Here is a 13029-nt window from a genome sequence, read left to right on the forward strand (position 1 = left end):
GTTGTAGGAGTGCTCTCAGACCCGATGCTTTTACTTCAGATCGCCGCGAACTCAGCGGCATGCCTAGTTGTTGTGGGAGGGCCTTCAGGCCCGACGCTTTTCTTTCAGGTCGCCGCGAACCCAGCAGGCAGCCCTCCCACAGCGCCCGCCTTACAATACGAGCGATGAACTCGAACGACTCCGCTCCGCCGCCGACCGTCGCCGCACTGCTGCGCGCCGCGCGCACGCGGATCGAGCCGGCCGAAGCCGAACTGTTGCTCGCCGATGCGCTGCAACGCTCGCGCAGCTGGCTGTTCGCCCACGACGACCACGCGCCCGAGCCCAAGGCACGGGCGCGTTTCGCCGAACTGCTCGAACGCCGCGCCGCCGGCGAGCCGGTCGCCTACCTGCTCGGCCGCCGCGGTTTTTGGCGCTTCGACCTGCAAGTGAGCCCGGCCACGCTGATCCCTCGCCCCGAGACCGAACGCCTGGTCGAGCTGGCGCTGGAACGGTTGCCGCCGGATACCGAATCGCGCGTGGCCGACCTCGGCACCGGCAGCGGCGCGATCGCGCTGGCGCTGGCGCTGGAGCGCCCGCAGGCGCAGGTGCTGGCCGTGGACCTGAGCGAACAGGCTCTGGCGGTGGCGCGCGCCAACGCCGCCGAACTGGGCCTGGCGAACGTGGCCTTCCGCCACGGCGATTGGTTCGCGCCGCTGGCCGGCGAGCGCTTCGACCTGATCGCCAGCAATCCGCCCTATATCGAGGCGGCCGACCCGCACCTGGCGCAGGGCGACCTGCGCTTCGAACCGGCGGACGCGCTGGCCTCCGGCGCCGACGGCCTCGACGCGATCCGGATCATCGCGCGCGACGCGCCCGCGCACCTGCGGCGCGGCGGCTGGCTGCTGATCGAGCACGGTTGGGAGCAGGGCGCGGCGGTGCGCGCGCTGCTGGCGCAGGCCGGTTTCGCCGAGGTGGCGACCGAGCGCGATTGGGAGCAGCGCGATCGGGTCAGCCTGGGGCGCTGGGCCGGCTAGGGCCGCCGCGGCACGGGCCATGCGAGCGTCGCACCGGTTCGCTGCGAGCACGGCCGTTCCACGGGCCCGCATCGGCAAGCCCCACGGCGCGCAACGCCCGCGCCCGCGTCGCCGCAGCCGGCTTCTGCCCGCGTGAAATGCGGCCGCGCGCACCGCGTGGCCGGCCGAACCGCCGCGGCGGGCACCGAAAGCGCCGGCCCGGGGCGGCTAAACTGCGCGCATCCCGACTGCGAGGTCCCCGATGCGCACGCTCTATCCCGAACTCGAACCCTTCGATACCGGCACGCTCCAGGTCGACGAGCGCCACACCCTGCACTACGAACAGTGCGGCAATCCCGACGGCAAGCCGGTGGTGCTGCTGCACGGCGGCCCCGGCGCCGGCTGCAGCGCCAAGATGCGCCGCTTCCACGACCCGGCCAAGTACCGCATCGTCCTGTTCGACCAGCGCGGCAGCGGCCGCTCCACCCCGCACGCGGACCTGACGGACAACACCACCTGGGACCTGGTCGCCGACATCGAAAAGCTGCGCGCCAAGCTCGGCATCGAGCGTTGGCAGGTGTTCGGCGGTTCCTGGGGCTCGACCCTGGCGCTGGCGTACGCGCAGACCCATCCGCAGCGCGTGACCGAGCTGGTGCTGCGCGGCATCTTCATGTTGCGCCGCTGGGAACTGGAATGGTTCTACCAGGAAGGCGCCTCGCGCCTGTTCCCCGATGCCTGGGAGCACTACGTCAACGCGATCCCGGCGGTCGAGCGCCACGACCTGATCAGCGCCTTCCACCGCCGCCTGACCAGTTCCGACGAGAAGACCCGCCTCGACGCCGCGCGCGCCTGGAGCGTGTGGGAAGGCGCGACTAGCTTCCTGCACGTCGACGACGACTTCGTCAGCGGCCACGAGGACGCCAAGTTCGCCCTGGCCTTCGCCCGCATCGAGAACCACTACTTCGTCAACGGCGGCTTTTTCGAGGTCGAAGAGCAACTGCTGCGCGACGCGCACAAGATCGCCGACATCCCCGGCGCGATCGTGCACGGCCGCTACGACGTGGTCTGCCCGGTGCAGAACGCGTGGGAGCTGAAGAAGGCCTGGCCGAAGGCCGAGCTGACCATCACCCCGGCGTCGGGCCATTCGGCGTTCGAGGCCGAGAACGTGGATGCGCTGGTGCGGGCGACCGACCGGTTCGCCTGAGCCGGAAAGCCCGACGCGGGACTCGCCGGCGCGCGACCCCGGCGAATGAGGCCCGGTGGCGCGCGACGCCGCCGGGCGGTCGCGGGTGGCGGGTCCACCACCCGGGCCGCGACGGCCGGATCGGCGCTGCGTCGATCCGGCCACGATCGGCGGCAGCGATGACGCCGCCGGTCTCTATGCCGGCGGCGACGTCGGCATCGCGCACCTGCCGGTGAGCGCCGAAGACGCTGGGTTTGTGTTCAATGGACACAGATTTTGCGTCATGCCCGCCGCTTCGCGCGACGCGCTCCGTGCGCATCTTCGCGCAGTTCGCAGCGACATGCGCCGGGACAGTCAGTAACCCGCTACTCGCCTGGGCACCGGAAAAATTATTTGCTTCGCTGTTAATGGCATAAAAAGCGTGTAGAGCATTCCCGCGGCAACGATCCGCATCAATGCCTTGCGTTGGATTCGCTGAAAAAACGCCAGAAAAACCCTGCACTTCCCCCGCTTGACTCGTCCTGCCAGGACGCATCCAATCGCCCGCCGTAATGGAAGGGGCGCGGCCGATGCATGCGGCACGTCCGCGACGATGGCAGCGACAGACGCATGCGACGGCTACGGCCGCGCCGCGCGGCGAGGGGCGATGTTCAGGGCACGAAGGACCTATACGCAGGGACGGCAGTTGCGGCTGACGCCGATCAGTCAGTTGTGCCCGGACGCCTCGTCGGCGCACCCGCGTTATCAGACGCAGGGCGAAGACCCCCAGTTCGAAGTCGAGAGCCTGCAGGGCGAGCTGCCGCCGCCCGGCTGGTATCTGCTGGATCTGCGCCTGGGGCTCGACGAGGGGCGCATCCTCGCGCCCTGTCTGTATCCCGATTACGGCGCGGGAGTGAGCGAGGCGTTGCGCATCGCCCTGGCCGAGCCCGGGCGCGACGGACGCTCGCGCAGCGTGGTCCTGTTCGGGACGCGCCTGCATCGGCTGCGTTTCGATCCCAGCGAGAGCGAAGCGCGCTTCGCGTTGGACGGGTTTCGTCTGCGCCGCATCTCGCGGCTGCGCGCGGTGTGGGAATTGATGTGCGGCATCCAGCGCGCGCGCCGCGACGTGTTGTGCGAGGACGCCGTGGGCGCCGGTCTGCGCTTCCTGCGCGCCGCGCTGCGCGGGCGCATCGCCGACGGCGGCAAGACCCTGCTGCAGCATTACCGCCGCGCATTGCGCCACGGCGCGCATTCCTATCCGCACTGGCTGTCGCGCTACGAGCGCGCGGCCGCGGCGGGGGTCGAGGCGGCCGCGACCGCGCCAGCACCGGCGGGGCCCACGATCTCGATCGTCCTGCCGGTGCGCGACCCGCCGCTGCCGTGGCTGCGGCGCTGCCTGGACAGCGTGCTGGCGCAGACCTGGCCGCACTGGCAGTTGTGCATCGCCGACGACGCCTCGCGCTCCGGCGCGGTGCGCCGGCTGCTGCGCGACTACGCCGCGCGCGATCCGCGCATCGCCCTGCGCCTGCGCGAGAACCACGGCCATATCTGCGAAGCCAGCAACAGCGCGATCGAGATGGCGAGCGGCAGCCACATCGGTTTCCTCGACCACGACGACGAACTCGCGCCGCAGGCGCTGGCCGAGATGGCGCGCGCGATCGCCGAGCATCCGCAAGCGCGGCTGTTCTATAGCGACGAAGACAAGATCGACGAGAGCGGCCGCCGCTTCGAACCCAACTTCAAGCCGGCCTGGAACCCGGACCTGCTGCGCACCCAGAACTACATCTGCCACTTCGTCGCGATCGAGGCGGCGCTGGTGCGCGAACTGGGCGGGCTGCGCGCGGGCTTCGAGGGCGCGCAGGACCACGACCTGCTGCTGCGCTGCGCCGAGCGGCTGGACGACGCGCAGATCGTGCACATCCCGCAGGTGCTGTACCACTGGCGGGTGCTGCCCGAGTCCACCGCGCTGTCCGGCGGCGCCAAGCCTTATGCGCTGGAGGCCGGGCGCCGCGCCGTCGAAGAGCACCACGCGCGCAGCGGCGTGCGCGCGCGGGTCGAGGTGACCGAGCACGGTTATTACCGCAGCGTGCGCAGCCTGCGCGAACGGCCGCTGGCCTCGCTGATCGTGCCCACCCGCGACCGCGCCGGGCTGCTGCGCACCTGCGTGGAAAGCGTGCTGCAGCGCACCGCGTACCGGCCGCTGGAATTGCTGGTGGTGGACAACGGCTCCAGCGAGCCGGAGGCGCTGCGCTATCTCGGCGAACTGCGTCGGCGCGAACACGTGCGGGTGCTCGACTGGCCGCATGCGTTCAACTTCTCCGCCATCGTCAACCACGCCGCCGCGCAGGCGCGCGGCGAGGTGCTGTGCCTGCTCAACAACGACACCGAGGTGATCGCCTCGGACTGGCTCGACGAACTGGTCTCGCACGCGCTGCGCGAGGACGTCGGCGCGGTCGGCGGGATGCTGTACTACCCCGGCGACACCATCCAGCACGCCGGCGTGATCCTCGGCATCGGCGGCGTCGCCGGCCACGCCCACGGCCACCTGCGCCGCGGCAGCAACGGCTACCTCGGCCGCGCCGGCGTGGTCCAGAACCTCAGCGCCGTGACCGGCGCCTGCCTGGCGTTGCGACGGCGGGTGTACGCCGAAGTCGGCGGCATGGACGAGACCCTGGCGGTGGCGTTCAACGACATCGACCTGTGCCTGCGCCTGCACGCGCGCGGCTACCGCAACGTGTGGACGCCGCATGCGGAGCTGTATCACCACGAGTCGGCGTCGCGGGGGCCGGAGGATACCTGCGAGAAACGCGCGCGCTTCCTCGGCGAGGTCGCGATCATGCGCGGCCGCTGGGGCGAGCTGCTGCTCAACGATCCGGCCTACAACCCCAACCTGTCGCTGGACAGCCTGCACTTCGATCTCGCGTTCCCGCCGCGCGGGCGCGCCAGCCGCATCGGCAGCGCGCTGCCGCAATCCCTATGACCGCAATCCCCGTGAAGAGCCGCTCATGCTGTTGAACCATCTCATCCAAAGCCTGCGCCAACCGGATCACTGGCTGTACGGCAGTTGGCTGGACACCGCGATCCGCTACCGGCGGATGCGGCTGGGATTGCTGTGGCTGTTGGTGCCCACGGCGGTCTACATCTGGGGCATCGGCGGGTTCCTGGCCTCGATGCAGCCCGGCCTGGACGCGTCGCGTTTCCTCGCCCACGTCGCGCTCGGATTCGCGGTGTTCCGCATGGTCTCGGCGGTGATGACCGATTCGACCTCGGTGTTTTCCGGCTTCCAGTACTTCATCTACGACGGCCATCTGCGCCTGACCGACTACATCCTGCGCAATCTGGCGCGCTCGTTCTACTACTTCCTGCTGAGCTTGCCGCTGGTGTTGGCCGCGGCGATCGCCTCGCCGGATTTCACGCCCGCCGGCCTGCCGCTGGCGACGCTCGGGTTGGCGGTGGTGCTGGTCAATCTGTTCTCGTTCTCGGTGCTGCTGGGCCTCGCCGGGGCGCGCTACCCCGACCTGGGCGAGCTGATGGGCAGCGTGATGATGGCGGCGTTCCTGGTGACGCCGGTGGTCTGGTATCCGGGCGCGGTGCCGGCCGACTCGACGGCCGGCCTGCTGATGCGCGCCAATCCTTTCCACCACCTGCTCGTCGCGGTGCGCGCGCCCCTGCTCGGCGAAACCATCGATCCGGCGAGCTGGTTGTACCTGCCGATACTGACCGTGGCCGGCTTGGCCGCGGCGGCGCTGGCGTACCGCGGCTGCGCGCGCCGCGTGGCGGCCTGGCTGTGAGGGGCATGGCGATGGACGTGCATTTGCGCGCCGAGCAAGTGGCGCTGGAACTGCCGCTGGACATGCAGAACACGCCGGTCGGCCGCAAGCTCGGCCTGCGCTCCAGCCTCAGCGGCAGCACCCGGCGCTACGTCAGCGTGCTGTCGGGCATCGACTTCGCCGCCGCCGACGGCGACCGGATCGCGGTGATCGGGCTCAACGGCGCGGGCAAGACCACCTTGCTGCGGGTGCTCAATGGCGCGTTCCAACCCACCCGCGGCTGGGTCCGCCGGCACGGCCGCACGCAGTCGCTGCTGACGCCGATGCTGGGCTTCGCCGAACAGGCCTCGGTGGCCGAGAACGTCTATTTGCGCGGCACCGCGATGGGGCTGCGGCGCGCGCAGTTGCAGTCGGCATTGGGCGACATCCTGGAGTTCGCCAACCTCGGCGACCGCGCCAGCCATCGCCTGCACACGCTGTCGGCCGGACAGCGGACGCGCCTGGGCTTCGCGATTTCCACCGCGGTGCAGCCCGACATCCTGTTGATGGACGAATGGATCGCCACCGGCGACAGCGCGTTCCTGCACCGCGCCCAGGAGCGGATGACCGACCGCTTCCACGGCAGCCGCATCGTGGTCATGGCCGGGCACAGCACCGAACTGCATCGCCGGCTTTGCAACAAGGCCTTGGTGCTGGACGCCGGCCGGATGCGGTTTTTCGGCGCCATCGAAGACGGACTGGCCTGCTATCGCGACCTGGTCTCGGCGGCCGACGGCCGCCTGCGCCAGCAACTGGCCGCGCAGGACCCGCTGCTGTTCGGCAACGCCAGCGGTTTCGTCGAGAAGGTCCGCATCTGCGAGGGCCGGATCGAGATCGAAGGCTGGGCGATAGGCGATCGCGGCCGCGAGATCGAGGTGCTGTGCGTGGAAGTCGACGGCCAACGTCGTTTCATCGAGGGCTTCGACCGGGTCGAGCGCGAGGACGTGCTGCGCGCGCTGGCCAAGCGTTCGGGCCGATACGGTTTCCGCTTCGCCTTCGCCGATCCGGCCGGCCGCGAACGCGAATCGCTGCAGACCATGCTGGTTTCGGCCGGCATGGAGCGCGAACGGTTGGGCGCTCCGCTGCAGCGCCTGGCCAATGCGCTGGAAGACGAGGCGCCGGTGCTCGCCTGAGCAAGGCAGGGGCGGAACGGCGATGAAGAACACCACTGGGGCTAGGGCGCCGGCCGATCCGGCGAGATGGGGAAAAGCGTGAACGCAATGCAAGACAGCGACCTGCGCCTGCAGCGTCCGAACGTGTGCCTGGTGACGGAGGAACTGCCCGGCGTGGGCGGCTGCGGCGGCATCGGCGCGGCCTTCTACGAGTTGGCGTTGCTGCTGGCCGCGCAGGGTGCGGTGGTGGACCTGCTGTTCTGTCCGCTGGCGCCGTTGGCGCAGGCGGACAGCGAGCGGCTGCGCGCGCGCCTGCGCGAGCGTTCGATCAAGCTCGACGTGCTCGAGGTCGGCCGTCATGTCGAAGGCGCCGAGTCGCCCGAACGCCGCGCGTATGCGGTGTTCCGCCATCTGGAGGCGGCGCGCGGCTACGACTTCGTGCATTTCCACGACTACAAAGGGCTCGGGTTCTTCTGCGTCAACGCCAAGCGGCAGGGCCTGGCGTTCGCCGATACGGCGCTGGTGGTGCAACTGCACGGGCCCACGCGCTGGACGATCGAGGCCAACCAGACCTTTTTCGTGCACGAGGACCAGCTCAAGATCGATCATCTGGAGCGCGAGTCGATCCGCGGCGCCGACCACGCAGTCAGCCCCAGCGCGTATCTGCTGGAATGGCTGGACGCCCACGGCTTCGAGCTGCCGCCCGGGCGCAGCCGGGTGATCAAGAACGTCTGCTCGCAGATCGTGCGCGAGTTGCGCGACGGCCGCGATGCAGCGGCGGCGGAACGCGGGCCGGTCACCGACCTGGTGATGTTCGCCCGCCACGAGGACCGCAAGGGTTTCGCGGTGTTCTGCGATGCGCTGGACCGCCTCGACGGGTTCCTGGCCAAGCGCAACATCGCGGTCACCTTCCTGGGCAAGTTCGGTCTGGTCGACGCGCAGCCGTCCGGCCCCTACCTCGCCGACCGCAGCCGCGGCTGGCGGGTGGAATGCAAGCTGCGGACCGGGCTGGACCGCTCCGGCGCGGCCGATTACCTGACCGGCCTCGACTCGCCGCTGGTGGTGGTGCCGTCGCCGGCCGAGAACAGCCCCTACACGGTGCTGGAAGCGGCGGCGCTGGGGATGCCGCTGGTGTCCTCGGTCGAGGGCGGCGGGCCGGAACTGCTGGAGCCGGGTTATCCGGGTACTTGCCCGATGCAGGCGCAAGCCCTGGCCGACAAGATCCGCTGGGCGGTGGAGAACGCGTTGCCGCCGCCGCGTCCGGCGCAATCGCTGGAGGAGATCGAGCGGGCCTGGCTGGATTTCCATCGCCAGTGCGCGCCGGCGCGGACGCAGCCGGAGCCGGCGGCGCCCGCGACGCCGTTGCCGAAGGTGGCGTTCGCCATCACCCACTACGAACGGCCGGGCAAGCTGGTCGATGCACTGATCTCGGCGGCGCGGCAGACCTATCCGAACCTGGAGGTCATCGTCGTCGACGACGGCTCGGCCAGCGAGTCCGCACGCCAGGCGCTGGCCCAGCTCGAGCCGTTCATCGAGCGGATCGGCGGGCGCCTGATCCGGCGCGAGAACGGCTATCTCGGCGCGGCGCGCAACACCGCGCTGGCGGCGACCGACGCGCCCTACATCTGCTTCCTCGACGACGACGATTATGCGTTGCCCGAACTGGTCCAGACCCTGGTAACGGCCGCGCTCGCGACCGGCGCCGAAGTCGTCAACTGCCTCAATGTGTTCATGCCCGAGGCGAACCGGGCCGAAACGATCGCCCAGGGCGGCGGGCGCCACGCCAAGGTCTGCTATGTGCCCATCGGTGGCCCGCAATCGGTGGCGGCGATGGAGAACTGCCTCGGCGCGGCGACCGCGCTGATCCGTACCGACGCCCTGCGCGCGGTCGGCGGCTACACCGAACTGCGCGGCGTCGGCCACGAGGACTACGAACTGTTCCTGCGCCTGCTGCAGGCCGGCATGCGCCTGGAGATCGTGCCGCGGCCGTTGTACCTGTACGAGGTCGGCCGGCCGAGCATGCTCTCGCGGACCAGCCTGGTGCGCAATTTCCGCCGCTGCTTCGACGCCTGCCGGCTGCCCGCCGACGGCGCGGCTTCGCGCGACCTGCTGTCGCTGGCGTTGGGCAAGAAAGTCGCCATCGACGCGCACAACCGGCTGTGGTGGCAGTACTCGCTGCTGCCGACCGCGGCGCTCAGGCACCAGACGATGGCGCAGGGGCTGTCGCGCGAGGACATGCTGGCGTTGTTGATCAAGCTGGCGCTGGCCGAAGGCAACCAGCGCATGGCGCTGGCGTTCGCCGAGGATCTGCGCTCGGCGTCGACGCCGCCCGACGCGTCGTCGGGCGATGAAGATCTGATCGCGTTGCATGCCGCGCCGGCGGCGGTGCCGGCGGCGACGGCGCGGCTCTACGATCCGCGCCTGGCCGACGTCCGGCTGGAGGCCGAACTGGGCCGCGGCGAGATCGCACTGGACAAGCTGATCGCACTGGCGCAAGCGGCCGCCAGCGTACCGCCGGAGTTTTGCGCGGTGGCGCTGGCGGTGCTGCGGCGCTGCGAGCCGCAGCGGCAGCAGGCGCGCTGCCGTGCGTTGAGCGTCGCGCTCGCGGGCAAGCGCATGCCGCGCAGCGAGGCCGCGGAGGGCAGGGTGTTGCTGGCGGCGCTGGAGTACCTGTCGGCGACGACGGTGCCGGCGGCGCTGCTGGGCGAGATCGTCGCCGCCGAGGAAGAGGCTTATCTGTCCCTGCATGCTGATGTTGCCAGGGCGGTCGAATCCGGCTCGCTGGCGCGCGGCGTCGAACATTACGCCGCGTTCGGCCTGCGCGAAGGCCGTGCGGGCTTCGTGGCGCTCGGTCGGCTCGCCTCGATCCTTCAGGCGAACGGCATCGACGTCGAAGTCGCAGACCTGATCGACGCGGCGCGCGCGGCATGAGCACCGCGCGAAGGGACCCCGCATGAGCACTTATTTCCTGCGCACCGTCCATGCCGCCCCTGCGACCGGCGCGAGCGGGCGCGAGCGTCTGGAGGCCTCGGTCCGCAATACCGGCAACTTCTTTTTCGAACAGGCGGTGGCGCGCCAGCTCGACGACCATCGCGAGTGTCACGCCCTCGAGGCCTTGCCGCCCGACGCCGAGACGCTGGTGCTGTCGATGTCGAACTTCATCAGTCCGTCCACCGACCTGGGCTGGCTGGCCGACCTGCTGGAACGCTTGGCGGTGCCCAGGGTGGTGATGATCGGCGCGGGCGCGCAAGCCGAGTCCTATGCACATCCGGTCGAGTTGAGCGAGGGTACCCGGCGTTTCGTTTCGCTGCTGTCGCACCGCAGCGATTCGATCGGCGTGCGCGGCCACTTCACCGCCGAGGTGCTCGCCCGCATCGGTGTGCGCAATGTCGAGGTGATCGGCTGTCCGTCGCTGTTCTACGCCTGCGACCGCGGCTTCCGCATCGACAAGCCCGACCTGGGCGGGCGCCGGCCGCGCACGGTGGCGCATTGCACGCCCTACGGCAATTATCGCGACGCCGTCGGCCATCTGCTGAGTTTCGCCGTGCGCGAATGCGAGGCCTACATCGCGCAAAGCGAGACCCAGCTGTTGTTCGACGAGGAAAGCGCGGCGGCGCGCGCGTATTTCTTCCACTACTACAACAACGGCGATCGTTCCGATGCGGAACTGGAGGGCTGGATGCGCGGGCATGCGCGCTGGTTCTTCGACATGGATTCGTGGCTGGACTACATGGCCGGCATGGAGTTTTCCGTCGGCGCCCGTTTCCACGGCAGCATGGCGGCGCTGCAGGCCGGCGTGCCGGCATTGAACCTGGCCTGCGATTCGCGCACGAGAGAGCTGTGCGAGTACCTCAACCTGCCCTATGCGTTGCTGCAGGATTTCGACGGACGCGCCAGCGCCGCGGAACTCTACGAATCGACCGACTTCTCTGTGTTCAATGCCGGATTCGCGCGCAAGTACGACCGTTATCGCGGCTTCCTGGAGCGAAACGGGCTGCGCCATCGGCTCGGCGACGGTGCGGTTGCCGATACGGACGTGGTCGGCCGGGTGCGGGCGGCATCGGCGGCCGAACTGTTGCGTTCGGCCGCGCCTGAGGCCGTGGACCGGCGTGTGTGGCAACGCGAATTGGCCTTGCGGCTCGCTGACGACCGCAGCGAGCGGGTCATGAAGCTCGCCGAAAGCGGCCGGTTCGACCTGCGCGACGGCGCAGGCGAGGAGCCGGCGGCATGAGCGCGACGGTGCTGGTCACCGGCGGGTTGGGCTATATCGGCGCGCATACCTGCGTGGCTCTGGCCGAAGCCGGCCGCGACGTGGTCGTCGTCGACAACCTGGCCAACAGTTCCAGCGCGGTGCTCGACCGCATCGCCGGGCTGACCGGCCGCGCGCCGGCGTTCGTGCATGGCGACATCCGCGACGTCGGCTTGCTCGCCGCGACCATGCGCGAGCACGAGGTCGGCAGCGTGATCCATTTCGCCGGCAGCAAGGCCGTCGGCGAATCGGTCGGGCGGCCGCTGTCGTACTACGACAACAACGTCGGCGGCAGCATGGCGCTGCTGGCGGCGATGGCCGCGACCGGCGTGCGGACCCTGATCTTCTCCTCGTCGGCGACCGTGTACGCGCAGTCCGGGCGCATGCCGCTGGCCGAGTCCGCGGCGCTCGGCGCGTCCAGTCCGTACGGCCGCAGCAAGCTGTTCGTCGAGCACATGCTGGCCGACCTGTGCGGTTCCGATCCGGCCTGGGCGGTCGCCTGCCTGCGCTACTTCAATCCGGTCGGCGCCCATCCCAGCGCGCGCATCGGCGAAAGTCCGCGCGGCGTGCCGAACAACCTGATGCCTTACATCGCTCAGGTCGCGGTCGGGCAGCGCGAGCGCCTGAGCGTGTTCGGCGCCGACTACGACACCCTCGACGGCACCGGCGTGCGCGACTATGTGCACGTGCTCGACGTGGCCGAAGGCCACGTCAAGGCCTTGGACTACCTGCAGCGCGCAGGTGGCCACGCGGCCATCAATCTCGGCACCGGGCGCGGCGTATCGGTGCTGGAAATGCTGCGCGAATACGAACGCGCCAGCGGTCGGACGATCGCGTTCCAGGTCGCGCCGCGCCGCGCCGGCGACGTGGCCCAATGCTGGGCCGAGGTCGCGCTGGCGCGCAGCCTGCTGGGCTGGCAGGCGCGGCGCTCGCTGGCGCAGATGTGCGAAGACAGCTGGCGTTGGCAGCGCGACAACCCGCAGGGCTATCGCTGAGGCGCCTTCGCCGGTCTTACCCGGCCGCGGGCGGCGCCGCCGCCGCCGACCCATCCGGATTGCGCTCGATCATCCAAAGCCCCGCCCACAGCTTCAGATCCAACTCATACCCCTCGGCCTGCCGCGCCATCAGCCAGGCCGGCGCGTCCGCGCGCGGGACTTCGTGGACGACGATGTCCTCGCCGGCGACGCCGCCGCCGGGGCCGACGCGGTGCAGGTCGCTGGCGCGGACGAAGGCGATGCGTTCGCTGCTCATGCCGGCCGAGGTCGGGCCGGTCAGCAGGACTTCGACCCGGCGCGGTTCCCAGCCGGTTTCCTCGATCAATTCGCGCGCGGCGGCCGATTCCAGGGTGTCGTGGGCGTGGTCGTCGCCGACCAGGCCGGCCGGCATTTCGATGGTGCGGGCGTTGAGCGGGACGCGGAACTGTTCGACGAACAGGATGTTGTCGTCGGGAGTGACCGCGATGATGATCACCGCCATGCCCTTGCCGTGGGTGCGCTCGGCGTACTCCCAATGGCCGCGCCGCATCATCCGCAGCCACTGGCCGTTGTAGATGGTTTCCACGGGTTCGTGCTGGGCGGAATGATCTCGATCTGCGGTCATGGGGTTCCTCGCCGGTGCCCGCGGCCGCTACGGCGGCGGGCGGTGTGATGGGATGCGGTGGCGCCGGGCCGCGCGAGGTCCGCGGCGGCGCGGCGGCGGGACGCGC

Annotated in this window: 9 protein-coding genes; 8 read left to right on the forward strand and 1 reads right to left on the reverse strand. The window is 70.2% G+C overall.

The genetic code is table 11. The features are described 5' to 3' along the window. The first annotated feature begins 164 nt into the window (after nucleotides 1–164). From prmC to galE, 8 genes are all read left to right on the forward strand, one after another. Nucleotides 165–1013, forward strand: coding sequence for a peptide chain release factor N(5)-glutamine methyltransferase (prmC, locus tag RDV84_RS13555; RefSeq protein ID WP_309150656.1), 849 nt, complete (start codon nucleotides 165–167; stop codon nucleotides 1011–1013). 241 nt (nucleotides 1014–1254) lie between these two features. Then, nucleotides 1255–2196, forward strand: coding sequence for a prolyl aminopeptidase (gene pip / locus RDV84_RS13560; protein WP_057948619.1), 942 nt, complete (start codon nucleotides 1255–1257; stop codon nucleotides 2194–2196). A gap of 625 nt (nucleotides 2197–2821) precedes the next feature. Next, complete coding sequence (locus RDV84_RS13565) at nucleotides 2822–5134, forward strand: glycosyltransferase family 2 protein (protein ID WP_309150657.1); 2313 nt, start codon at nucleotides 2822–2824, stop codon at nucleotides 5132–5134. 25 nt (nucleotides 5135–5159) lie between these two features. Beyond that, nucleotides 5160–5945 carry an ABC transporter permease gene (locus RDV84_RS13570; protein WP_309150658.1) on the forward strand — a complete coding sequence of 262 codons (786 nt, stop codon included), beginning with the start codon at nucleotides 5160–5162 and terminating at the stop codon, nucleotides 5943–5945. 62 nt (nucleotides 5946–6007) lie between these two features. After that, nucleotides 6008–7096 (forward strand): ABC transporter ATP-binding protein, encoded by a 1089-nt coding sequence (locus RDV84_RS13575; protein ID WP_425608214.1) that lies wholly within the window; start codon nucleotides 6008–6010, stop codon nucleotides 7094–7096. An 87-nt stretch (nucleotides 7097–7183) separates the two neighbouring features. Further along, nucleotides 7184–10006, forward strand: coding sequence for a glycosyltransferase (locus tag RDV84_RS13580; RefSeq protein WP_309153730.1), 2823 nt, complete (start codon nucleotides 7184–7186; stop codon nucleotides 10004–10006). 22 nt (nucleotides 10007–10028) lie between these two features. Continuing rightward, nucleotides 10029–11306: a polysaccharide pyruvyl transferase family protein gene (locus RDV84_RS13585; protein WP_309150660.1), complete on the forward strand. Its 1278-nt coding sequence runs from the start codon at nucleotides 10029–10031 to the stop codon at nucleotides 11304–11306. Continuing rightward, nucleotides 11303–12319 (forward strand): UDP-glucose 4-epimerase GalE, encoded by a 1017-nt coding sequence (galE, locus tag RDV84_RS13590; protein WP_309150661.1) that lies wholly within the window; start codon nucleotides 11303–11305, stop codon nucleotides 12317–12319. Before RDV84_RS13585 ends, galE begins: the two co-directional genes overlap by 4 nt. Before the next feature lie 16 nt (nucleotides 12320–12335). On the opposite strand, the gene RDV84_RS13595 is transcribed toward galE, so the two are convergent. Further along, nucleotides 12336–12923, reverse strand: a complete 588-nt coding sequence (locus RDV84_RS13595; protein ID WP_309150662.1) for an NUDIX hydrolase — start codon at nucleotides 12921–12923, stop codon at nucleotides 12336–12338. Between the last annotated feature and the right edge of the window lie 106 nt (nucleotides 12924–13029).

It is taken from the genome of Lysobacter yananisis (assembly GCF_031199375.1).
Taxonomy (GTDB): Bacteria; Pseudomonadota; Gammaproteobacteria; order Xanthomonadales; family Xanthomonadaceae; genus Lysobacter; species Lysobacter yananisis.